The sequence below is a fragment of the Kineococcus rubinsiae genome (assembly GCF_011839805.1).
Classification (GTDB): Bacteria; Actinomycetota; Actinomycetes; order Actinomycetales; family Kineococcaceae; genus Kineococcus; species Kineococcus rubinsiae.
Map to the genome: position 1 here is coordinate 37,178 of NZ_VWPY01000026.1, position 22,814 is coordinate 59,991.

20 protein-coding genes and 1 pseudogene are annotated in these 22,814 nt (G+C 76.3%); 8 read left to right on the plus strand and 13 right to left on the minus strand.

What is annotated here, in order from left to right:
• Nucleotides 1-54 precede the first annotated feature (54 nt).
• Both F1544_RS26380 and F1544_RS13495 read left to right on the plus strand, forming a co-directional pair.
• The gene (locus F1544_RS26380; protein ID WP_167586188.1) at nt 55-615 is read left to right on the plus strand and encodes a TetR/AcrR family transcriptional regulator; all 561 of its coding nucleotides are present in this window, start codon (nt 55-57) and stop codon (nt 613-615) included.
• Nucleotides 615-2,864: an MMPL family transporter gene (locus F1544_RS13495; RefSeq protein ID WP_167586189.1), complete on the plus strand. Its 2,250-nt coding sequence runs from the start codon at nt 615-617 to the stop codon at nt 2,862-2,864. Before F1544_RS26380 ends, F1544_RS13495 begins: the two co-directional genes overlap by 1 nt.
• A gap of 33 nt (nt 2,865-2,897) precedes the next feature.
• Here F1544_RS13495 and F1544_RS13500 read toward each other — a convergent pair whose 3' ends face one another.
• The 5 genes from F1544_RS13500 to F1544_RS13520 all read right to left on the minus strand — a co-directional run bounded on the left by F1544_RS13500 (nt 2,898) and on the right by F1544_RS13520 (nt 7,356).
• Complete coding sequence (locus tag F1544_RS13500) at nt 2,898-4,901, minus strand: bifunctional metallophosphatase/5'-nucleotidase (protein ID WP_167586191.1); 2,004 nt, start codon at nt 4,899-4,901, stop codon at nt 2,898-2,900.
• A 62-nt stretch (nt 4,902-4,963) separates the two neighbouring features.
• Nucleotides 4,964-5,860, minus strand: coding sequence for an NUDIX hydrolase (locus F1544_RS25855; RefSeq protein WP_167586193.1), 897 nt, complete (start codon nt 5,858-5,860; stop codon nt 4,964-4,966).
• Nucleotides 5,861-5,867: 7 nt separating this feature from the next.
• Nucleotides 5,868-6,233, minus strand: coding sequence for a DUF3817 domain-containing protein (locus tag F1544_RS13510; protein ID WP_167586195.1), 366 nt, complete (start codon nt 6,231-6,233; stop codon nt 5,868-5,870).
• Complete coding sequence (locus tag F1544_RS13515) at nt 6,230-7,108, minus strand: SURF1 family protein (protein ID WP_167586197.1); 879 nt, start codon at nt 7,106-7,108, stop codon at nt 6,230-6,232. Before F1544_RS13515 ends, F1544_RS13510 begins: the two co-directional genes overlap by 4 nt.
• A 53-nt stretch (nt 7,109-7,161) precedes the next feature.
• Nucleotides 7,162-7,356, minus strand: coding sequence for a hypothetical protein (locus F1544_RS13520; protein WP_167586199.1), 195 nt, complete (start codon nt 7,354-7,356; stop codon nt 7,162-7,164).
• 48 nt (nt 7,357-7,404) lie between these two features.
• Between F1544_RS13520 and F1544_RS13525 the strand changes: the two genes are divergently transcribed.
• Nucleotides 7,405-8,787, plus strand: coding sequence for an aminotransferase-like domain-containing protein (locus tag F1544_RS13525; RefSeq protein ID WP_167586201.1), 1,383 nt, complete (start codon nt 7,405-7,407; stop codon nt 8,785-8,787).
• 28 nt (nt 8,788-8,815) lie between these two features.
• Here the strand turns inward: F1544_RS13525 and F1544_RS13530 are convergent, their stop codons facing one another.
• Complete coding sequence (locus F1544_RS13530) at nt 8,816-9,769, minus strand: quinone oxidoreductase family protein (protein ID WP_167586202.1); 954 nt, start codon at nt 9,767-9,769, stop codon at nt 8,816-8,818.
• A gap of 87 nt (nt 9,770-9,856) precedes the next feature.
• Here F1544_RS13530 and F1544_RS13535 point away from each other — a divergent pair, with 87 nt between their 5' ends.
• Both F1544_RS13535 and F1544_RS13540 read left to right on the plus strand, forming a co-directional pair.
• Complete coding sequence (locus F1544_RS13535; protein ID WP_167586204.1) at nt 9,857-10,249, plus strand: ArsR/SmtB family transcription factor; 393 nt, start codon at nt 9,857-9,859, stop codon at nt 10,247-10,249.
• Complete coding sequence (locus F1544_RS13540; protein WP_167586206.1) at nt 10,246-10,734, plus strand: SRPBCC family protein; 489 nt, start codon at nt 10,246-10,248, stop codon at nt 10,732-10,734. Before F1544_RS13535 ends, F1544_RS13540 begins: the two co-directional genes overlap by 4 nt.
• Before the next feature lie 43 nt (nt 10,735-10,777).
• Here the strand turns inward: F1544_RS13540 and guaA are convergent, their stop codons facing one another.
• On the minus strand, nt 10,778-12,388 hold the full coding sequence (gene guaA / locus F1544_RS13545) for a glutamine-hydrolyzing GMP synthase (RefSeq protein WP_208971847.1): 1,611 nt from the start codon (nt 12,386-12,388) through the stop codon (nt 10,778-10,780).
• A gap of 226 nt (nt 12,389-12,614) precedes the next feature.
• Here guaA and F1544_RS13550 point away from each other — a divergent pair, with 226 nt between their 5' ends.
• From F1544_RS13550 to F1544_RS13560, 3 genes are read left to right on the plus strand one after another with little or no spacing between them, the layout of a single operon-like run.
• Nucleotides 12,615-14,369: an ABC transporter transmembrane domain-containing protein gene (locus F1544_RS13550; RefSeq protein WP_167586210.1), complete on the plus strand. Its 1,755-nt coding sequence runs from the start codon at nt 12,615-12,617 to the stop codon at nt 14,367-14,369.
• A 50-nt stretch (nt 14,370-14,419) separates the two neighbouring features.
• The gene (locus F1544_RS13555; protein ID WP_208971848.1) at nt 14,420-16,201 is read left to right on the plus strand and encodes an ABC transporter ATP-binding protein; all 1,782 of its coding nucleotides are present in this window, start codon (nt 14,420-14,422) and stop codon (nt 16,199-16,201) included.
• Nucleotides 16,202-16,253: 52 nt separating this feature from the next.
• Nucleotides 16,254-16,937, plus strand: coding sequence for a haloacid dehalogenase type II (locus F1544_RS13560; protein WP_167586212.1), 684 nt, complete (start codon nt 16,254-16,256; stop codon nt 16,935-16,937).
• 6 nt (nt 16,938-16,943) lie between these two features.
• Here the strand turns inward: F1544_RS13560 and F1544_RS13565 are convergent, their stop codons facing one another.
• The 6 genes and pseudogenes from F1544_RS13565 to F1544_RS13590 form a co-directional block, all read right to left on the minus strand.
• On the minus strand, nt 16,944-18,065 hold the full coding sequence (locus tag F1544_RS13565; RefSeq protein WP_167586213.1) for a GuaB3 family IMP dehydrogenase-related protein: 1,122 nt from the start codon (nt 18,063-18,065) through the stop codon (nt 16,944-16,946).
• Nucleotides 18,066-18,107: 42 nt separating this feature from the next.
• Nucleotides 18,108-19,580 carry an IMP dehydrogenase gene (guaB, locus tag F1544_RS13570; protein WP_208971849.1) on the minus strand — a complete coding sequence of 491 codons (1,473 nt, stop codon included), beginning with the start codon at nt 19,578-19,580 and terminating at the stop codon, nt 18,108-18,110.
• A 92-nt stretch (nt 19,581-19,672) separates the two neighbouring features.
• Nucleotides 19,673-21,187: a hypothetical protein gene (locus F1544_RS13575; protein ID WP_167586217.1), complete on the minus strand. Its 1,515-nt coding sequence runs from the start codon at nt 21,185-21,187 to the stop codon at nt 19,673-19,675.
• Nucleotides 21,184-21,768, minus strand: a complete 585-nt coding sequence (gene shbA, locus F1544_RS13580; RefSeq protein ID WP_208971836.1) for an RNA polymerase sigma factor ShbA — start codon at nt 21,766-21,768, stop codon at nt 21,184-21,186. Before shbA ends, F1544_RS13575 begins: the two co-directional genes overlap by 4 nt.
• 97 nt (nt 21,769-21,865) lie before the next feature.
• Entirely contained in the window at nt 21,866-22,477 is a 612-nt protein-coding gene (locus F1544_RS13585) for a response regulator transcription factor (protein ID WP_166607710.1), read from the minus strand.
• 154 nt (nt 22,478-22,631) lie between these two features.
• Nucleotides 22,632-22,814: pseudogene (locus F1544_RS13590) on the minus strand (hypothetical protein); the annotation flags it as partial.

Consider the following 22,814-nt stretch of genomic DNA (forward strand, 5'->3'; position numbering starts at 1 on the left):
CCGGACCGGTCCGTTCCGGACTGCGGCGGTCCGGAACGCGTCTACCCTGGTGGCGTGCCCCGTCCGACCCGCGAGCAGATCGACGACGACATCGTCGAGACCGCCGCCGCGCTCTTCGCCCGCCACGGCTTCGACCAGACCTCCGTGCAGCGCATCGCCGACGCGGTCGGCTACTCCAAGACCGGCCTGCTGCACCGCTTCCCCACCAAGGAGGCCCTGCAGGTCGCCGCCGTGACGCGCTGCGCCGACCTCGTGGGCGCCATCACGCGCGACGTCGAGGACCGGCCGCCGGGCCCGGCGCGCGACCTCGCCGTCGTCACGGCCGTCACCGACCTCGCGCTGCGGCGCCCCGGCTACGTCGCCCTCATGCTCGGCGCGGTCGGCGCCGGGCCGGACACCGCCGTGTTCACCGGCCTGCAGGAGATCGCCGAGGGCCTGTTCCGCGCCTTCGCCGCGCCGTCGGAGGGCACCACCGAGCGCACGCTGCGCGTCGTCGGCGCCCTCGGCGCGCTGGCCGTCACGTCCCTGGCGTGCGGCGAGGCCCCCGCGGCCGACGTGCGCCCCCTGATCATCGCCACCGGCTACGACGCCCTCGGGCACGAGAGGACCACCTGATGGCCACCTTCCTGCACCGCCTCGGGCTGGGGGCGCACCGCCACCGCCTGGTCGTCGTCGTCGTCTGGCTGCTCGTGCTCGTCGGCACCGGCGTGAGCGCGGCCACGCTGTCCGGCAAGACGATCTCCACCTTCGACATCCCCGGCCAGGAGTCGACGACCGCGCTGAAGCTCATCGACGAGCGCTTCGGCACGGGCGGCGGCGGGGCGGGCGCCCAGGTCGTCCTGCAGGCGCCGGGCGAGGAGCAGATCACCACCCCCGCGAACGCCCAGGCCCTCGCGGGCGTCGTCGCCGAGCTCGGCGCGCTGCCGGGGGTGGCGAGCGCCACGAACCCGCTGGACCCGGGCGCGCCGACGGTCTCGGCCGACCAGCGCGCCGCCTACTCGAGCCTCACCTACGCCGCGCAGGCCCCCGAGATCACCGACGCGCAGCGCGAGGCCCTGCTCGACGTCGTCGCCGACGCCCGCGCCCAGGGCTTCCAGGCCGAGGTCACGGGCGAGGCCACCGTGCCGGTCACCGAGGTCGGGGGCATCGGCGAGGTCGTCGGCGTCGTCGCCGCGCTCGTGGTGCTCGGCATCACCTACGGCTCGCTGGTCGCCGCGGGCATGAACCTGCTGACGGCCGTCGTCGGCGTGGGCATCGGCGCCCTCGGCGTCACGACACTCACGGGGTTCGTCGACCTGCAGTCGACCACCCCGATCCTCGCGGTCATGCTCGGGCTGGCCGTCGGCATCGACTACGCCCTGTTCATCTTCACGCGCTTCCGCACCGAGCTGCTCAGGCACCGCGAACCCGAGGAGCCGCTCGACGTCGGGAAGGCGGTCGCGGTCGCCGTCGGCACGGCGGGTTCCGCCGTGCTCACGGCCGGCACCACGGTCGTCATCGCCCTCGCGGGCCTCTCGGTCGCGGGCATCCCCTTCCTCACCGAGATGGGCCTGGCCGCGGCCGCCACCGTCGTCATCGCGGTCCTCGTCGCCCTGACCCTCGTGCCCGCCGTCCTCAGCTACGTGGGCCCGAAGGCGCTGCCGCCGAGCGCGCGCCGCGCGGTGACCCACCGGGGCGGGCGCCACGTGGCCTTCGCCACCGACACCGAGCGCGGGCTGTTCCGCCACTGGGGCCGCACCGTGACGCGGCACCGCTGGCCGAGCCTCGTCGTGGCCGTCCTGGCCCTCGGCGTCATCGCCCTGCCGGTGTTCTCGATGCAGACCTCGCTCGACCAGCCGCCGGCGCCCGGCAGCACCCAGGCGCGGGCCACGCAGATCCTCTCCGACCGCTTCGGCCCCGGCGTGACGGGACCGCTCGTCGTCCTCGTCGACGGCCCGGACGCCGTGGCCCGCGGGAACGCGGTCACGGCCGAGGCGGGCACCCTGCCCGGCGTCGCCCTCGCCACCCCCGCGCAGCCCAACCCGACCGGGACCGCGGCCCTGGTCACCGTCATCCCCATCACGAGCCCGCAGTCGGAGGAGACCTCCGACCTGGTCAAGGCCCTGCGCGCGCGCCTGGCCGCCGACCCCGCGGGTGACACCCGCGCCTACGTCACGGGCGCCACGGCCGTCAGCGTCGACGTCACCGCGAAGCTCGCCGACGAGCTGCCCGTCTACCTGGTGCTCGTCGTGGGGCTGGCGTTCGTGCTGCTGGTGCTCGTCTTCCGCTCGATCCTCGTGCCCGTCGTCGGGGTCCTCGGGTTCCTGCTGACCATCGGCGTCTCGCTCGGCGCGACGACCGCGGTCTTCCAGTGGGGCTGGCTGAAGGACCTGGTCCTCTCCGACACGACGGGGCCGCTGCTGAGCCTCGCGCCGATCATCGTCGTCGGGATCCTCTTCGGCCTCGCGATGGACTACCAGGTGTTCCTGGTCTCGCGCATGCACGAGGCGCACGCGCACGGCACCGAGCCGCGCCAGGCCGTCGTCACAGGCTTCCGGCAGGCCGCGCCCGTGGTGCTCGCCGCGGCGGCCATCATGTTCGCGGTCTTCGCCGGGTTCGTGCCCGAGGGCGACGCGACGCTCAAGCCGATCGCGTTCGCGCTGGCCATCGGGATCCTCGCCGACGCCGTCGTCGTCCGGATGGTCGCGGTGCCCGCGGCGCTGGCCCTGCTGGGCGGGGCCGCGTGGTGGCTGCCGCGGTGGCTGCACTGGCTGCCGACCCTGGACGTGGAGGGCGCGGCGCTGGAGCGCGGTGCGCCCACCCCGCGCGCCGGCCGGTCCCCCGCGGGCTCCGCGGGGGCCGGCCCGGCGCCGACCCGCTCCTGAGGGCGGGCCGGACGCGGCGGTCCGCCGTCCCGCTCAGACGCGGGTGCGGCGGCGGCGCGCCGCGGTGAGCACGAGCGAGCCGGACAGCACGAGCGCACCGCCGGCCGCGAGCAGCGGGGCGACGTCCACGCCGGTCGTGGGCAGCCGGCCGCCCGAGCCCACGGCCACGGGCGCCGGGGCGGGCGCGCTCGCCGACGCGGAGGGCGCGGGGGCGGGCACGACGGGCGCGGGCACGACGGGCGCCGACGGCGACGGCACGGGGCCCGGCGCCGGGACGGCCACGCTCGCGCGGGGCGTCTCGTCGGGCGCGAGGCCCTGGTTCTCCGGCAGGCCCAGGTAGGCCGTGAACGCCTCGAGGTCCGTGCGGCCGAGCTCGGCGCGGTCGGTGCCCTCGGCGAGCGTCGTGAAGTTGTCGCCGCCCGCGGCGAGGAAGCTGTTCACCGTCACGCGGTAGGTCGCGGCCGCATCGAGCTCCGCGCCGTCGAGGGTCGCGGAGACGACGTGCGCCCCCGCGGGGGCGGCCGGGTCGTAGGTGAACGCGAACCCCTTCGAGACGCCCAGCGCGAGGAACGGCCGTGAGGAACCCGCGGGCTGCCACTGCTGCTCGAGCACCTCCCGCACCTGCGCCCCGGTCAGCGACAGCGTCACCACGGAGTTCGCGAACGGCTGCACGGCAGCCGCCTCGGCGTAGGTGACGACCCCGTCGCCCTCGGACCCGGACGCCTTGAACAGCAGGTCGTCGCGGATCCCGCCGGGGTTCTCGAACGCGATCTGGGCGTCCGCGCCGGCGGTCTGCTGCAGCTGCGCGTCGGCGATGAGGTTCCCCAGCGGCGACGGCGTGCCGCGGTCGGTCTCCCCGCCCGCGAACGCGCGGGTGATGTCGGCCGTGATGCGGCCGACGGGCTGGGCGCCCACCGTGGCCGCGAACGCGACCGCGTCGGAGACGATGCCCGCGACGGTGGCGTTCGGGGTGAACCCCTCGACGGGCAGCACCTGGTGGGCCTGCGCGACGACGTCACCGGTGGCGTCGTCGACGTTGAGCACGAGGCGGTCGACGGCCGTGGAGTACGAGGCGGCCGAGACGACGGGGCGCGGGACGGCCTTGCCGGCCACGGGGAACTCGCAGTCGTAGAGCATGTGCGTGTGCCCGGAGACGATCGCGTCGATCTGCGGGGACGCCCCCTGCACGATCTGCCCGAACGCGCCCTCGGTGCCGACTCCTGCGCAGTCGGTGCCCGAGGAGCCCTCGTGGGCCAGCAGGACGACGACGTCCGCCTCGTCGTTGGCGGCGTCGCCGTCGGAGAGCTGGGTCGCGACGGCGTTCGCGGCCGCGACCGGGTCGGTGAACTGCAGGTCGGCGATGCCGTCCGGCGCCACGAGGCTCGGCGTCTGCTGCGTGACGACGCCCACCACGCCGACGCGCACCCCGCCGACGTCGGTGACGGCGTAGCCGGGCATCGCGGGCCGGCCCGTGCTGCGCACGAGGACGTTGGCGCCCAGGTAGGGGAAGTCCGCCAGCGGCGGCGCGCCCGCGGCCCCCGGCTGCCCCTCGACGCCGACGCGCTGGACGAGGTCGGCGTAGCCGCGGTCGAACTCGTGGTTGCCGACGGCGGAGGCGACGACGCCCATGGCGTTCAGGGCCGCGAGCGTCGGGGCGTCCTGCTGGATGAACGACGTGAACGTCGAGGCGCCGATGTTGTCGCCCGCCGACAGGACGAGGGTGTTCGGCTGCTGCGCCCGCATCGCGTCCAGCGCCCCGGCCAGCTGGGCGGTCCCGCCGATCGGCTGACCGTCGTCGGTCTCCTCGGGCGCCTCGAGCCGGCCGTGCAGGTCGTTGAAGGCCCCGATCTGGATCTGCGTCTGGCCCGCGGCCGGCGCCGGCAGCACCGGTGCGACCACGCCGGCCGCGGGCGGGGCGGCGGTCGCCGCCGAGGCCGGCGCGGCACCGAGGCCCGCGAGCGCCGCGGCGGCCAGGGTCGCGGCGGCCAGCGATCCGGCGGCGCGCGTGCGGACAGGAGGGGGGGTGCGGAGGGTCACGCGGGCGGAGTCTGCCAGTCACTACCCGTCGCGGGGAATGCGCTGGACGTGAACTCCGTGTTTCATGAACGCAGCGTGGCGCTCCGTCGACGCTGAGCGATCTGCACGCCGCGGTGGGCGACCCCCACGAGCCCGAGGCCGGCGGCCTCGTCGAGCGGGACCCAGCACCCGAGGTCGGTGCTGCCCCCCACGTCGAGGACCTCGGGGACGCGGACCTCGCGCGCCGTGGCCGTCACGAGGACGCGCAGGGCGTGGAAGTCCTCCAGGACCCCGCGCGGCGAGCGGCCCGTGAAGTGCTCCGACCCGACGTCGACGAGGGCGTCGACGTCGACGTCCATGCCCGTCTCCTCGTGCACCTCCCGCACGGCCGCGGCCACGGGGTGCTCGCCGTGGTCGACGCCGCCGCCGGGCAGCGTCCAGCGGCCGGGGCTCGGGGTCACGGTGGACAGCCGGGTCAGGAGGATCTCGTCGCGCGCGCTCACGACGACGGCGTAGGCGGCCAGCCGCTGGCGCAGCACCGGGCGCTCGACGCCGTCGCCCGCGGGTGCCAGGCGGGCGAACTCCGCCTCCCCGACCTCCACGAGCTCGTCGGCGACCAGCGGGCGCTCACCGGCGGCCGCGACCCAGCGGGCGGGCCGGGCGGCGTCGCGCACCGAGTGGTCGGTGACCTCGGCGCCGAGCACCACGTGCACGGTGTGGACGTCCACGTCGGCGCCCGCGTGCACCACCCGGCGCACCGCGTCGCGGATCTCCAGCGGGGCTCCCGTGCGGGCGGGCGGCGCGGCCAGCGCGGTCAGCGCGCGCTGCGCCCCCGCGGCCGGCGACTCGCCGTGGCGCAGCACGGCCCACGGCAGCACCCCGTCGGCGCCGACCAGCAGCTCGTCGCGCGAGCGCAGCGCGACGTGGACGGCGACGCGCTGCAGCGCAGCGGGTCCGGACGTCGTCCCGGGTGCGGTCACCGGCGCGTCACCGGGCCAGCTGCTTCTTGACCGCGGCCTGGTTCTTGCGCTCGGCGTAGAACGACAGGAACGGGATCGTGCCCGCGAGCGCCGTCAGGAGCATCCGCGTCCAGGGCCAGCGCACGCGCGTGCCGAGGTCGAACGTCGTGATGAGCAGCAGGATGTAGAACGTGCCGTGGATCGGGCCCAGCACGCGGCTGATCGCCTCGGCGTGCGGCAGGCCCTCCAGGCCCGGGACGTAGCGCAGCAGCGCGTAGGTCAGGACGATCAGCCCCACCCCGGTCAGCCAGGCCATGACGCGGTAGCGCACCAGGGCCGAGGCGATCTTGGGGTGGCTGCGCAGGCCCGCGTCGGTCGCGGGTCCGGTCGTCATCGGGCGCTGCTCATGTCGTCTCGTCCTCCAGGACCGGTGGTGCGGATCGGGTCGGGGGTCGCCCCCGCGGCGGGCACTCCCTCGTCGGGCGTCGCCTCGTCGGGGAGCGGCTCGCCGCCGGGGACGTCCCCGGCGCGCTCGGCCGCGAGCTCGCGGTCGTCGCGCAGGGCGCGGCGCCAGACGACGACGGTGAAGGCCGCGAACACCCACCACTGCGCCGCGTAGGCGAGGTTGCGCCAGTCCAGGCGGCGGCTGGCCTGCCCGGGGTCGGTCGGCGGGACGGCGAGCAGCCCGGCGGCGGGCGCGCTGTCGGTGACGTAGGCGTTCGCGAGGCGGTAGTCGACGACGTTGACCAGCAGGGCGGCGCTGACGACGCTGACCTCGCCCGCGGGCAGGGCCTTCGTCGTCTCGGCGATGTCGCTGCCCTCGGGGGCCTGCACGACCCCGTCGACGACGACCGGCCCGGTGGGCAGGGGCGGGGCGGGGGTGCCCTGCGGGACCCAGCCGCGCACGACCGGGACGCCCGAGCCGTCGGGCGTGCGCACGATGCCGAGGGCCCAGGAGCCGGGGCGGCCGTCGAGGCGGCGCGAGGCCACCAGGAGGTCGGCCTGCGGGTCGAAGGTCCCGCCGACGGTGACGTGCCGGCCGACCTCGTCGGCCGTCAGCGCGGCCTGCGGGGTGCCGGACGCCGCGGCGCCGGAGACGACCTGCCCGACGGGCACGGCGGCCTCCCGCGCGGGGGGCTCGGTGACGATGACGTGCCCGCGCTGCCACTGCCAGATGCCCAGCGCGACGAGGACGCAGACCACGAGGACCGTGACGAGCGTCAGGGTGACGGAGCGGGCCGTCACCCTCGCACCGGCGGTCGGGGTCACGGACCCCAGGCTACGTGGCCGTGGCGCGGCGACCCGGAGCCGGGTCGCCGGCCTCAGACGTCGCGGAGCGCGGGAGCCGCGCGGCGGGCGCTCCGGGGCGCGGCGGCCGCGGCCTGCCGGGGACGGCGGTGGGCGCGGACCGGGCGGTCGGGGTGGACACCGGCCCCGTCCCACCGGGTGTCCGCACCGAGGCGCGGGGCCAGCACCGCGATCAGCACGAGGACCGCGAGGACGACCAGGGCGCTCACCGCTGACCGCTATCGTGGTGGCGGGTGATAGCGCTATTGTCTCTGTTCATGGACAACAGTAGCAGTGTCGACCGCGTCGTCGCCACCCTGCGGGCCCGCGCGACGACGCTGCCGGCCGGCGCCAAGCTGCCCAGCAGCCGGGCCCTCGTGACCGAGCTGGGCGTCGGTCCCGTGACCGTGCAGCGCGCCATCGACCAGCTCGTCGCCGACGGCACCGTGTCCACCCGCCCGGGGGCCGGGACCTTCGTGGCCCGCCCCGCCGCGACCGGCGCCGCGGACACCGACTGGCAGCGGGTGGCGCTCGGCGCCTCCCCCGTGCAGGCGGCCGGCATCGTCGCGGCGCTGTCGGAGCCCCCCGAGGACGTGCACGACATGGCCCGCGGCTACCTCGACGCCTCCCTGCAGCCCACCTCGCGGCTGGCCGCGGCCACGGCCCGCGCCGCGCGCCGCCCGCAGGCGTGGTCCGTCCCGCCGCACCAGGGCCTCGGCGAGCTGCGCTCGTGGTTCGCGCGCCAGCTGGGCGCCGACCGCGAGGACGTCCTCGTCACCCCCGGCGGGCAGGGGGCGCTGTCGACCGTGCTGCGGGCGCTGGTGCCCGCGGGCAGCCCCGTCCTGGTCGCGGTGCCCGGCTACCCCGGCGTCATCTCGCTGCTGCGCAGCGCCGGGCTCGTCCCCGTGCCCGTGCCGACCGACGCGGACGGCGTGCGCCCGGAGCTGCTCGAGCGCGCGTTCGCGACGACGGGGGCGCGGGTGCTGTACCTGCAGCCCACCTACGCCAACCCCGACGGGCACGTGCTCGCGGCCGAGCGGCGGCGGCCCGTGCTCGACATCGCCGCCGCCGCGGGGGCCTTCGTCGTGGAGGACGACTTCGCCCGCTGGCTGGGCCACGGCCCGACCCCGCCCCCGTCGCTGCTGCGCGACGACGCCGACGGCCGCGTCATCACGATCAACTCGCTCACCAAGAGCGCGGCGCCCAGCCTGCGCATCGGCTGCGTCGTCGCGCGCGGGCCCGTGATGCAGCGCATCGCGGCGCTGCGCATCGTCGACGACCTGTTCGTCTCCCGGCCCCTGCAGGAGGCCGCCGTGGAGCTGGTCACGGGCGCCGGCTGGGGTCCCCACCTGCGCACGCTGGCCGCGACCCTCGCCGACCGCGTCGACACGCTGACGGCGGCCCTGGCCCGGGACCTGCCCGAGTGCACCTACCGCCGCCCGCGCGGCGGGTTCTCCCTGTGGCTGCGGCTGCCGCGCGGCACCGACGACGCCGACCTGGCCCGGCGGGCGCTCGCCGAGGGCGTCGCCGTCGGGCCGGGCCGGCACTACGTGGTCGCCGAGGAGGACGCGGCCCACCTGCGGCTGTGCGTCGCGGGGCTCGACGCGGCGCACGTGCCGGACGCCGTCAAGCGCCTGGCCCGCGCGTTCCACGCCGCCTGAGCCGCGCCTCCTCCTGAGCGGACCCGCCTCAGGGGACGAGCACGACCTTGCCGCCCGCGTGGCCCTCGGCGAGGAAGGTCAGCGCGGCGGCCGCCTCGGTGAGCGGGAAGGTGCGCGCCACGACGACCCGCAGCTCCCCCGCGCCCAGCGCGGCGGCCAGGGCGGGGCGGGCGGCGTCGCGGACGGCGGTGCCCGGGTCGGCACCGGGGCCGCTGCCCAGCAGCGCGATGCCGGCCTCGGCGGCGCGGCCGAAGGCGGCGATCGTCGCGATGCGGGTGCGGTCGGCGACCAGCTCGAGCGAGACGTCGACGGCCTCGTCGGTGCCGACGGTGTCCAGCGCGACGTCGACGCCCTGCGGCGCCGCGGCGCGCACGCGGTCGGCGAGCCCGTCGCCGTAGGCGACCGGGACGATGCCGAACCCCCGCAGCGCCTCGTGGCGGTGAGGGGCCGCGGTGCCGACGACGGTGGCGCCCGCGCGCAGCGCGAGCTGGGCGGCGGCGAGCCCGACCGACCCGGCCACGCCGTGCACGAGCACGGTGTCCCCCGCGGCGACGGAGGTCGCGGCGAGCAGGTGGGCCGCGGTGCCGCCGACGAGCAGGACGCCCGCGGCCTCCTCCCACGAGGCCGACGCGGGCTTGGGGGTGAGCGCCGTGAGGGGGACGGTGACCGCCGAGGCGTAGGCGCCGCGGACGCCCGAGGCGATGACCTCGTCGCCCACGGCGACCGGCCCGCCCTCGTCACCGACGGCCGTGACGACGCCGGCGAGCTCCAGGCCGACGGGCCGCGGCAGCGTCGAGGGGTCGGCGCCCATCGCGCCGCTGAACAGCTTGTAGTCGATCGGGTTGGTGCCGATCGCGCGGACCTCGACGGTGACCTCGCCCGGGCCGGGCGCAGGGACGTCCCGGGTCACGACGGCGAGGACCTCGGGCCCTCCGAAGGCGGTGGCGACGACGGCGGTGGCGGTGGTGCTCGGTGCGCTCATGGCCGGACCAGCATCTTTGCAGGTTCAAACATTCCCGCGGGCGCCGAGGCCTTGTCCCGACGAGCCCGCAGGGCTACGTTCAACCGCATGGTTGTACATGGGGTCGACCGGTCCGAGGGGCCGCAGGCCGTGGACCGCGTCTTCGCCGCCCTGGCCGACGCCACCCGGCGTGACATCGTGCGCCGCCTCCTGACGCAGCAGGAGGCCTCGGTCTCCGTGCTCGCGGAGCGCTACGCCATGAGCTTCGCCGCCGTCGCCAAGCACGTCGCCGTGCTCGAGCGGGCCCGCCTCGTCACCAAGACCCGCCGCGGCCGCGAGCAGGTGGTGCGCGCCGAGCTGGGCACCCTGCGCTCCGCCGCGGACCTGCTCGCGGAGTTCGAGGCGTTGTGGCGCAGCCGGATCGACCGCATGGAGGGCCTCCTCGCCGAGGAGGCCCGCACCGCACCCGCAGCACCACCGACCCGGAGGGACGCGCCGTGACCGTTCTCAGCACCACCCCCGACCCCGAATCCCTGACGTTCACGATCGTCGCGGAGTTCGCCGCGCCACCGGCGGCCGTCTGGCGGCTGTGGGCCGACCCGCGCCGGCTCGAGCGGTGGTGGGGGCCGCCGACGTGGCCCGCCACCTTCGCCGAGCACGACCTCGCCGTCGGCGGGCGGTCGCACTACTGGATGACCGGGCCCGAGGGGCGCGAGGCGCACGGGTGGTGGCACGTCACGGCCGTCGACGAACCGCGCTCGCTGGAGTTCGAGGACGGCTTCGCCCACCCCGACGGCACCCGCGACGACGCGATGCCCGTGACCCGGACGCGCGTCGACCTCGAGGCCACGGACGAGGGCTGCCGGATGACCGGCGTCTCCCGCTTCGCGAACGCGGAGCAGATGCAGCAGCTCGTCGAGATGGGCATGGCCGAGGGCATGCGCCTCGCCATGGACCAGATGGACGACCTGCTCGTCGCCGTCTGACCGCCTGCCGCCGGAACGCCTGACGCCTGAGCGCCTGCGGCGCCTACTCCCACTCGATGGTGCCCGGCGGCTTGCTCGTGACGTCGAGGACGACCCGGTTCACCTCGGGCACCTCGTTGGTGATGCGGGTCGAGATGCGCTGCAGCACGTCGTAGGGCAGCCGCGTCCAGTCCGCGGTCATCGCGTCCTCGGAGCTCACGGGGCGCAGCACGATCGGGTGGCCGTAGGTGCGGCCGTCGCCCTGGACGCCGACGGAGCGGACGTCCGCGAGGAGCACGACCGGGCACTGCCAGATCTCGCGGTCCAGGCCGGCGCGCGTCAGCTCCTCGCGGGCGATCGCGTCGGCCAGGCGCAGCGTCGCGAGGCGCTCGGGGGTGACCGCGCCGACGATGCGGATGGCGAGGCCCGGGCCAGGGAACGGCTGGCGCCACACCATCGCCTCGGGCAGGCCGAGCTCCACGCCCACGGCGCGGACCTCGTCCTTGAACAGCGCCCGCAGCGGTTCGACGAGGGAGAACGCCAGGTCGTCGGGCAGGCCGCCGACGTTGTGGTGGCTCTTGATCGTCGCCGCGCCCTCGCCGCCGCCGGACTCCACGACGTCGGGGTAGAGCGTGCCCTGCACGAGGAACTTCACCTCGCCGCCGTCGGCCGCGCCCTCCGCGACGACGTCGCGCGCCGCGACCTCGAAGACGCGGATGAACTCGCGGCCGATGATCTTGCGCTTCTGCTCGGGGTCGCTGACCCCGGCGAGGGCGTCCGCGAAGCGCTGCACCGCGTCGACGACGTGCAGCTTCACGCCCGTCGCGGCGACGAAGTCCTGCTCGACCTGCTCCGCCTCGCCCGCGCGCAGGAGGCCGTGGTCGACGAACACGCAGGTGAGCTGGTCGCCCACCGCGCGCTGGACCAGCGCCGCGGCGACGGCGGAGTCGACGCCGCCGGACAGGGCGCAGATGACCTTGCCGTCGCCCACCTGGGCGCGGATGCGGGCGACCTGCTCCTCGATGACGTTGCCGGTCGTCCAGTCCGCGGGGATGCCCGCGCCGTGGCGCAGGAAGTTCACGAGGACGTCCTGGCCGTGCGCGGAGTGCTTGACCTCGGGGTGCCACTGCACGCCGTAGAGGCGGCGCTCGTCGTCCTCGAACGCCGCGACCTCGGCGCCCTCGGACTGCGCGACGACGCGGAAGCCCTCGGGGGCGCGCGCGACGGAGTCGCCGTGCGACATCCACACCGACTGCTCGGCGGGCTGGTCGCGCAGCAGGGTCGAGGCCGAGGAGTCCGCGACGCGGGCGGTCGTGCCGCCGTACTCGCGGCGGCCGGTCTGCGCGACCTCGCCGCCGAGGGAGGCCGCCATGGCCTGGAAGCCGTAGCAGATGCCCAGCACGGGCACGCCGGCCTCGAACAGCGCCGGGTCGACCTGCGGGGCGCCCTCGGCGTACACGCTGGCGGGGCCGCCGGAGAGGATCACCGCGGCCGGGTCCTTGGCGAGCATGGCCTGCACCGACATCGAGCTCGGCACGATCTCGGAGTAGGTGTCCGCCTCGCGCACCCGGCGGGCGATGAGCTGCGCGTACTGGGCGCCGTAGTCGACGACCAGGACGGGGCGGTGCTCCCGCTCGGCCGCGGCCTCCGCGGAGGCCTCCCCGACGACCGGCAGGTCCCGGCCCACGTCCTCCGGGCTGGACCCGGGCGGGGGGTCGAAGTTCGGGGGTTCGGCGGCGCGTCCGGCGTCCTGGGTCACGGGCCCCAGGTTATCCGCCCGGCACCGGCCCCCCGTCCCACCCGCTCCCTCCGTGATCATGCAGGTACTACCTGCATGATCGCGGAGGGGACGGGGCGGCGCGAAACCGCGTGGAGGCGGCGGCGGAACACGGTTACCGTCGATGCACGTGCGGCACCTCCCCCTGATCGACCCCGGCGTCCCCGACGCCCGCTCCCCCGTGCGCCTGCTCCTGCGCACCGCGGCCCAGCAGTGGGGCGCCCTGCTCGTCGGCACCCTCTTCGGCGTCGTCTGGCTGCTCTCGCAGGCGGTCCTGCCCGCCGCGATCGGCCGCGCGCTCGACGAGGGCGTCCTGACGGGCGACGACCGCGCGCTGCTGCGCTGGGCGGGCGTCGTCCTGGCCCTCGCCGTGGTCACCACCGTCTCCGCCGTCGTGCGGCACCGCTACGGCGTCACGAACTGGCTGACCGCCTGCTTCCGGACGCTGCAGCAGGTCGGGCGCCACACCGCGCGCTCCGGCACCGCGGTCTCCCACGAGCTGCCGCAGGGCGAGGTCCTCGCGAGCATCGCCTCCGACGGGCCGCGCCTGGCCGACGCCTACGACGTCACCCAGCGCGCCGTGGCCTCGCTGGCGGCCGTCGTGGTCGTCGCCGTCCTCGTCCTGCAGACCTCGGTGCCGCTCGGGCTGCTGGTGCTCGTCGGGATCCCGGTCGTGCTCGTCGTGCTGCTGCTGGTCCTGCGCCCGCTGCAGGCCCGGCAGCGCCTGCACCGCACGCTGAGCGGCGAGCTCACCTCCCTGGGCACCGACACCGTGCGCGGCCTGCGGATCCTGCGCGGGGTCGGCGGGGAGCAGATGTTCCTCGACCGCTACCACCGCCAGAGCCAGCGCGTGCGGGCCGCGGGCGTCCGCGTCGCCACCTGGGAGGCGTCGCTGGAGGCGCTGCAGATCCTCGTCCCCGGGCTGCTCGTCGCCGCGCTCGTGTGGGCCGGCGCGCGCGCGACCGTGCGCGGCGAGGTCACGCCCGGCGAGCTCGTGGCCCTCTACGGCTACGCGGCGTTCCTCACCTCGCCGCTGCGGATGCTCGTGGAGGCCGCCGACAAGTACGCGCGCGCCCTCGTCGCCGCCCGGCGCCTGACGACCCTGCTGGGGGTGGCGCCGCTGCTCGCCGACACCGGCATGGCCACCGCCCCCGCGGGAGCGCTCGCCGACCCCGTCTCCGGGGTCAGCGCGCCCGCGGGCCGGTTCACCGCCGTCGTCAGCGACCCGCCCGAGTTCGCCGCCGAGCTGGGCCGCCGGCTGACGCGGTTCGACGACGACACCGAGGCCACCCTCGGCGGGGTCCCGCTGCGGGAGCTGCCCGTCGCCGCCGTGCGCAGCCGCGTCCTGCTCGCCGAGGACGACGCCCAGCTGTTCAGCGGGACCCTGCGCGAGCAGGTCGATCCCGAGCACGCCCACCCCGACGCCGACGTGCTGCGGGCCCTGCAGGTCGCCGACGGCACCGACGTCCTCGACGCCGTCGACGGCGGGCTCGCGGCCGCCGTCACCGAGCGCGGGCGGTCGCTGTCCGGCGGGCAGCGGCAGCGCCTCGCGCTGGCCCGCGTGCTGCTGCGCGAGCCCGAGAACCTCGTCCTCGTCGAGCCGACCAGCGCGGTCGACGCCCACACCGAGGGCCGGATCGCGGCCCGGCTGCGGGCCGCGCGCGCCGGCCGCACGACCGTCGTGGCGACGGCCAGCCCGCTGGTCCTGCCGCACGCCGACCTCGTGCAGTGGGTCCGCGACGGCCACGTCGTCGCGGCCGGCCGCCACGACGAGCTGCTCGCCACCCGCCCCGACTACCGGCGCTTCGTCACCCGCGACGCCGGCGCCCCCGTCCCCGCGCAGGCCGCCCGCCGCCCCCGCACCGAGGAGCACGCGTGAGCGCCCCCGACCCGAAGACCGCCGACCAGAGGAACTCCGACCCGCTCGACCTGACCCCCGACGCGACGACCCTGCCCGTCGCCGACCGGGCGCACGTCCTGCGCGACGTCCGGCGGCTGGTGCGCCAGCACCGCCGGGCGGGGCTCGTCATGCTCGCCCTGCACTCCGCCGCCGCGCTCGCGGGCCTCGCCGGGCCGTGGCTGCTCGGCGGGCTCGTCGACGACGTCGTGGGCGCGGTCCGGTCGGGCCGTCCGGGCGCCGACGCCGACGGCGTCCTGCGCGCGATCGACGTCGCCGTGGCGCTGCTCGTGGCCGCCGTCGTCGTCCAGGCCGTCCTGGCCCGTGTCGCCCGGAAGCGCTCCCTCGTCCTCGCGGAGCAGGTCTTCGCGCAGCTGCGCGAGGAGTTCCTGAACCGCGCCACCACGCTGCCGCTGTCGGTCGTGGAGCAGGCCGGGACGGGTGACCTGGTCTCGCGCACCACGAACGACGTCGACGCGCTCAGCTACACCGTGCGCTACGGCGCCCCCGCGATCCTCGTCGCGTCCATCACGACCGCCCTCACGGTCGTGGCCGCGTTCCTGTCCGGGCCGCTGGTGGCGCTCGCGATCGTGGCGGGCGTGCCGGGCCTGCTGCTGGGCACCCGCTGGTACCTGCGCCGGGCGCAGCCGGCCTACGCGGCCGAGCGCGCGTCGTGGGGCCGGATCTCCACGACCCTCGGCGAGAACGTCGAGAACGTGCGCACGGTCGAGGCGCTGTCCCTCGCCGAGCACCGCATCGGGCTGCTGGACCGGGTGATCGGCCGGACCGTGGCGCGCGAGCGGTACACGCTGCGCCTGCGGACCGTGTGGTTCCCGACCATCGAGATGTCCTACCTGCTGCCCGTCGTGACCGCGCTGGTCTGGGGCGGGTTCCTGGTCCGCCACGACCTCGCGACCGTCGGGCAGGTCACGACGGTCGTCCTGTACCTGCGCCAGCTCGTCGGCCCGATCAACGAGCTGCTCATCTGGTGGGACGAGCTGCAGGTCGGCCAGGCGTCCTTCGCCCGCGTCGTGGGGCTCTCGGCCGTCGACGCGGACCGCACGGTCAGCGGCGACTCCCCCGTCTCCGACGAGGTCACCGCCCACGAGGTCGGCTACGCCTACACCCCGGAACGCCCCGTCCTGCACGGCGTCTCGCTGCGGCTGACCCCCGGCGAGCGCCTCGCGGTCGTCGGGCCGACCGGCGCCGGGAAGTCCACGCTGGGCCGGCTGCTGGCCGGCATCACCCCGCCCACGCGGGGTTCCGTGCGCGTCGGCGGCGCCGAGGTCACCGGGCTGCCGCTGGACGAGATGCGCCGCCAGGTCGCGCTCGTCACCCAGGAGCGGCACGTGTTCGCCGCGACCCTGCGCGACAACGTGGCCCTGCCCGTGCCGGACGCCGACGACGCGACCGTCGAGGCCGCGCTGGACGCCGTCGACGCGCTGGAGTGGGCGCGCGCGCTGCCCGAGGGCCTGCAGACGCCGGTCGGGGAGAAGGGCGTGACCCTCTCGGCCGCGCAGGCGCAGCAGGTCGCCCTGGCCCGCCTGGTGCTGGCCGACCCGCACACCCTCGTGCTCGACGAGGCGACGTCGCTGCTGGACCCGAACGCGGCCCGGCACCTGGAGCGGACGCTCGCGGCGGTGCTGGAGGGCCGCACGACCGTCGCGATCGCGCACCGGCTGCACACGGCGCACGACGCCGACCGGATCGCGGTCGTCGAGGCCGGGCGGATCACCGAGCTGGGCACGCACGACGAGCTGGTGGACGCGGGCGGCCCGTACGCCCGGCTGTGGCGGTCCTGGCACGGCGGCTGAGCGACACGGCGGCTGACTGGCAGGAGGACCCGCCGCGCGGTGGGGTGGGGGCGTGAACCCCCTGAGCGACGTCCGCCTCGTCCTGCTCGACGTCAACGAGACGCTGTCGGACACCGCGGCCCTGGGGGCGGCGCTGACCGCGCTCGGCGCCTCCGCGCACCTGGCCCCGACGTGGTTCGCGGCGGTCCTGCGCGACGGGTTCGCGTTGCTCGCGGCGGGGACGCCCGCGCCGTTCGCGGACGTCGCCCGGGCCGCGGCGCTCACCGTCCTGCACGGCGTGGTCGACGACGCGGCGCTGCCGGGCGCGGCGGACCGCCTCGTCGCGGCCCTGGGCGAGCTGCCGCCGCACCCCGACGTGGCGCCCGGGCTGCGCGCCCTGGCCGGAGCCGGGCTGCGCCTGGCCACGCTCTCGCACGGCTCCCCCGCGGTCGCCGAGGCCGTGCTGGCGCGCGCCGGGGTGCGCGAGCACGTCGAGCGCGTGGTCGGCGTCTTCGACGAGGCCGGGACCTGGAAGCCGGCCGCGGCGGCCTACCGCCACGCCCTGGACGTCTGCGGGACGACCCCGGAGCAGACGCTGCTCGTCGCCGTCCACCCCTGGGACCTGCACGGCGCCGCGCAGGTCGGCTTGCGCACCGCGTGGGTGGATCGCGCGGGCGCGCCGTGGCCGGCCGTGTGCACCGCCCCCGACGTCGTCGTCAGCGACCTCGGGCGGCTGCCCGCCGCGCTGGGGCGCTGACGCGCCTCAGGTGGGCTGGTAGGGCGAGACGACGACCTCGACGCGCTGGAACTCCTTGACGTCGGAGTAGCCCGTGGTCGCCATCGAGCGGCGCAGCGCGCCGACGAGGTTGGTCGTGCCGTCCGCGGCGCGGCCCGGCCCGTTGAGGATCTCCTCCAGCGGGGCGACCGTGCCGACGTGCACGCGCTCACCGCGCGGCAGCACCGCGTGGTGCGCCTCCGGGCCCCAGTGCCAGCCGCGGCCGGGGGCCTCCGTGGCGCGGGCCAGGGCGGCGCCGATCATCACGGCGTCCGCACCGCAGGCCACGGCCTTGACGATGTCGCCGGAGGTCCCGACGCCGCCGTCGGCGATGACGTGCACGTACCGGCCGCCGGACTCGTCCATGTAGTCGCGGCGTGCGGACGCCACGTCCGCGACGGCGCTGGCCATGGGCGCGTGGATGCCGAGCGTGGTGCGCGTCGTGTGCGCCGCGCCACCGCCGAAGCCCACGAGGACGCCGGCCGCGCCGGTCCGCATCAGGTGCAGCGAGGCGGTGTACGTCGCGCAGCCGCCGACGACGACGGGCACGTCGAGCTCGTAGATGAAGCGCTTGAGGTTCAGCGGCTCGCTGCGGCCCGAGACGTGCTCGGCCGACACCGTCGTGCCGCGGATGACGAACAGGTCCACGCCCGCGTCGACGACGACCTTCCAGAACTCCTGCGTGCGCTGCGGCGACAGCGCGCCGGCGACCGTGACGCCCGCGTCGCGGACCTCGGCCAGGCGCCGGGTGATCAGCTCGGGCTGGATGGGCTCGGCGTAGATCTCCTGCATGCGCCGGGTCGCGACCGCGGCGTCCAGCGAGGCGATCTCCGCCAGCAGCGGCTCGGGGTCCTCGTAGCGCGTCCAGAGGCCCTCGAGGTCGAGGACGCCCAGACCGCCGAGGCGGCCCATCGCGATCGCCGTGGCGGGCGAGACCACCGAGTCCATCGGCGCGGACAGCACCGGGATCTCGAAGTGGTACGCGTCGATCTGCCAGGCCGTCGAGACGTCTTCGGGGTCGCGCGTGCGCCGGCTGGGGACGATGGCGATGTCGTCGAAGCTGTACGCACGCCTGCCCCGCTTGCCGCGGCCGATCTCGATCTCATGCACGAGAGGGAAGGCTACCCGCTGGCCGCGAGCGCCCCGTCCGCGTCAGCGGCCGGAGTAGTTGGGCGCCTCGACGGTCATCTGGATGTCGTGCGGGTGGCTCTCCTTGAGCCCCGCGGGCGTGATCCGGACGAAGCGGCCGACGTCCTGCAGCTGCGGGACGGTGCGGGCGCCCGCGTAGAACATCGACTGCCGCAGCCCGCCGACCAGCTGGTGCGCGACGGCCGCGAGCGGGCCGCGGTAGGGCACCTGGCCCTCGATGCCCTCGGGCACGAAGCGGTCGTCGGAGGCGACGTCGTTCTGGAAGTAGCGGTCCTTCGAGAACGAGCGGCCACCCGTGCGCGTCTGCTGCGCGCCGAGGGAGCCCATGCCCCGGTAGGACTTGAACTGCTTGCCGTTGACGAACACCAGGTCGCCCGGGCTCTCGTCGCAGCCCGCGAGCAGCGAGCCGAGCATCACGGTGTCGGCCCCGGCCACGAGGGCCTTGGCGATGTCGCCGGAGTACTGCAGGCCGCCGTCGCCGATCACGGGCACCCCGGCGGGGCGGGCCGCCTTCGACGCCTCGTGGATCGCGGTGACCTGCGGGACGCCCACGCCGGCCACGACGCGGGTGGTGCAGATCGAGCCCGGGCCGACGCCGACCTTGATGCCGTCCGCACCCGCGTCCACGAGCGCCTGCGCCGCGGCGCGCGTCGCGACGTTGCCGCCGACGACGTCCACGTGCGCGGCCACGCTGTCCGACTTCAGGCGGGAGATCATCTCCAGCACCGCGCGGGAGTGCCCGTGCGCCATGTCCACGACGAGCACGTCGACCCCGGCGTCGACCAGGAGCATCGCGCGCTTCCAGGCGTCCTCGAAGATGCCGATGGCGGCGGCGACGCGCAGCCGGCCGTCGGCGTCCTTCGTGGCCAGCGGGTACTGCTCGCTCTTGACGTAGTCCTTGACGGTGATGAGGCCCGTGAGGCGGCCGCGGGCGTCCACGATCGGCAGCTTCTCGACCTTGTGGGTGCGCAGCAGCTGCATCGCGTCCTCGGGCGAGACGCCCACGGGCGCGGTGACCAGCGGCATCCGCGTCATGACCTCGTGCACGGGCCGGCTGAAGTCGGACTCGAAGCGCAGGTCGCGGTTGGTCACGATGCCGACCAGCGTGCCGTCGGGGTCGACGACCGGGACGCCCGAGATGCGGTAGCGCCCGCACAGGACGTCGACGTCGGCGAGCGTCGCGTCGGGCGTCGTCGTGATGGGCGAGGTGACCATGCCCGACTCGGACCGCTTCACGAGGTCGACCTGGTTGGCCTGCTCCTCGGCGGACAGGTTGCGGTGCAGGACGCCCAGCCCGCCCTGGCGCGCCATGGCGATGGCCATGCGCGACTCCGTGACGGTGTCCATGGCGGAGCTCAGCAGCGGGATCCGCAGCGAGACGCGCTTGGAGACCTGCGTGGACGCGTCGACCTCGGAGGGGATGACGTCGGACTCCCCCGGGAGCAGGAGCACGTCGTCGTAGGTGAGGCCGATCAGCCCGAAGGGCCCGGCCCCCTCGGCGGGCGATCCGGTGGCCGACGTCTCGTCACTGCGGGGCTGCTCGCTCACCCGACGATGGTACGTCCCGCTCAGGAGGTCGTGGAGACGTCCTCCGACGGCGCCGGGGGCTCCTCCGTGGGCACGGGGACCTCCGACGGGGTCGGCTCCGAGGAGACCGGCGGGGCGTCCGTGGGGGACGGCTCGACGGCGGTCGGCGGGGCGGTCGGCGTCGTCGGCTCGGGCTCCGTCGTCGGGGGCGGCTCCGTCGCCAGCGGCGGCGGCGTCACCACCGGGTCCGACGTCGGCGGCACCGGCTCCGAGGTCGGCACCGGCGCCTCCGTCGTGGGCGTGGGAGGCGTCACGACGGGCGACGACGAGGACGGGGCCGGCGCGGGCGACGTGGGACCCGCGGACGACCCGCCCGAGGAGGAGGACGAACCGCCGCCCGTGCGGGTGGGGGCCGGCTCCGAGCGCGGCGGCGCCGGGACGACGGCCGTCGAGGACGGCGACGGCACCGGGACGCTGCTGGAGGGCGCCTCCGCGGGCGGGGTCGAGCTGCCCGGCGACGCGGTGGGCGCGGCCGTGGGGCTCCTCGGGGCCCAGGGGACGCCGGGGATGCCGGGCGCGCCGCCCGCGGTCCGCCGGAAGCCCTCAGTGATCACGTAGGGCAGCGTGCTGACCGTCGGCGGGGCGGGGAACGGCCCGACGGCGACGCCCTGCGGCGGCGCGGTCGCGGCGAGCGCCTGGTCGACGTCGCCCCCGCTGGTGAGGGCGCCCTGGATCCGCTCCGCGAAGTCGTCGGCCCGGGCCACGACCACGGCGGACGCGCCGGACGCGCGCAGGTCCTGGGCGAGCTGACGGGCCGCCGCGGCGGCCGCGACCGCCTGCCCGCGGTCCCCGCCGGTGGCCTGGGCCCGCAGCCGGTGCAGCGTCGCCTCGGCGCGGTCCTCGGTGGTGCCCGTGATGAAGGTGAGGATGCTGCCGCCGATGCTGAGCGGCTGCCCGTCGGCGCTCGCGGCCGGGGCGATCGCCGGCAGCGACGGCAGGGCGGACCCGCCGGTCGCGGCGACGGCGGCGGTGCCGCCGAACAGCGCGAGCACGGCGCAGGCCGCGGCCGTGCCGCGCCCGAGCCGCTCGATCGTGCGGCGGCGGGCCAGCAGGACGCGCGGCGCGTCGGAGGTCACCGGCGCGGCGGGCAGGTCCTCGACGGTGGGCAGCTCGAGGCCGCGCACCCCCGCGGTCTCGGGGTCGGCGTGGCGCGCGAAGCGGTCGAGCAGCCCGGCGACGGTGTCGCGCAGGTCGCCCTCGGTGGCCTGGTGGCGGCCGAGGCGGTCGAGCAGCGCGTCGGTGGCCAGCAGGTCGGGGACGGTCGGCAGCGCGCCGACGTCGGCGAGCAGGTCGTCGCGCAGGTGCCCGTCGCGCAGGTGGCCGTCCCGGAGGTGGCCGTCGCGCAGGTGGCCGTCGCGGAGGTGCCCGGCGCGCACGTCGCGGAGGTGGCCGTCGCGCAGGTGCCCGCGGTCGCCCGCGGCGGGGCCCTCGGGCGCCGTGGGGCCGTCGGGAGTCGTGGGGCCCTCGGGCAGGTCGGGGCCGTCTCCGTCGTTCACGGTGCGACCTCCAGGCTCTGCTCGTCGAGGGCGATCTTCCGGAGCCGCTGCATCGCGCGGTGCTGCGCGACGCGGACGGCGCCCGCGGTCATGTCCAGGGCGCGGCCGGTCTCCTCGGCCGACATCCCGGCACCGACGCGCAGGGTGATGATCTCCCGCAGCTTGGGCGGGAGGTTGTCGAGCAGGCGGCCCACGGTGGCCGCGTCGAAGGAGTCCAGGGCGAGCTGCTCGGGGCCCGGTTCGGACGTCGCCGCGTCCGGGACCTCGTCGGTGGGCACGGGTGCCCGGTAGGAGGCCCGCTGCGCGTCGGCGACCTTGTTGGCCGCGATGCGGTACACGAACGCCTCGAAGGGCCGGCCCGTGTCCTTGTAGCGGGGCAGTGCCGTCAGCACGGCGATGCAGACCTCCTGTGCCGCGTCTTCGGCGGCGTGATCGGCTCCGGGCAGTCGCCCGAGCCTGGCCCGGCAGTAGCGGTGGACGAGCCGGCGCACCGCTGCCAGGAGGTCGGCGACGGCGCCCTGTTCCCCCGACAGGGCGCGCGTCGCCAGTTCCTGGAGCCCCCCGGCATCCACTGGGGTCATCGCTGGAGGCCGGGGCGGTGTTACACCGCCGCCGGAACGCCGTTCGGCGTCTGCAACGGGCGGGCCACCGGCCTCTTCGCCCCCAGGGCTCACGCCTCTACCGTACGAGGCCCCAGCGGAATCCCACAGCCACCGCCTGTGCGCGGTCTGCCGCGTCGAGCTTGCGGAACAGCCGCCGGGCGTGCGTCTTGACCGTGTCCTCGGACAGGAAGAGCTCCCGGCCGATCTCGGCGTTGCTGCGTCCGCGGCTCATCCCGACGAGCACCTGCTGCTCACGCTCGGTCAGAACGGGCGCACGACCGGTCAGCACCGCACGGGTGCGGTTGCCACCCCGGCGACGCGAGACGTCCTGCAGGGCCTGCAGGACGGCCGTCGCGAGCTCCTCGCGGGACACGTCCTTGACCAGGTAGCCGCGGGCGCCGGACGCCACGGCACGAGCCACGCCGTCACCGTCCTCCGCCATCGTGGCCATGAGGACGTTCGCCTCGGGATGACGGGCGAGCAGCCGGCGAGCGGCCTCCACGCCCCCGATCCCGGGCATGCGGACGTCCATGATGACGAGGGAGGGCCGTTCGACGGGCCACCTCGTCAGGGCTTCTTCTCCGGAGGACGCGCCGACCACTCGTGTCACGCCGGGCACCGCGGCGACCATGCGCCGCATCGCCTCGCGTGCCAGCGGGAGGTCGTCGCAGACCAGGACCGTTGCCACCGCCTACCTCTTCCCTGTGTGGTGGAGCGGGTCCGTCCGTGGACCCGCTGCGGCGCTTCGAGAGCGCCACAGGGTGAGTGTCGGCAGGTCACCCGGTCGACCTGAGCCCCGCGCGGAAGTCCACGCGTCCTCCCAGCCGCCTGGCGGGCCGCCCTCAGGCCGCGACGGCCTCCGCGCACCGCGCGACGGCGTCGGCCAGCGAGCCCGCGCGCACGCAGGACGGCGGCAGCTGCGACGGCCACCCCGGGCCGACGAGGACCACCAGCGGCGCCGGGCGCACGGCCAGCAGCGCGTCGAGCTCACCGGCGCGCACGGCGCGGGAGGCGTGCAGCAGGAC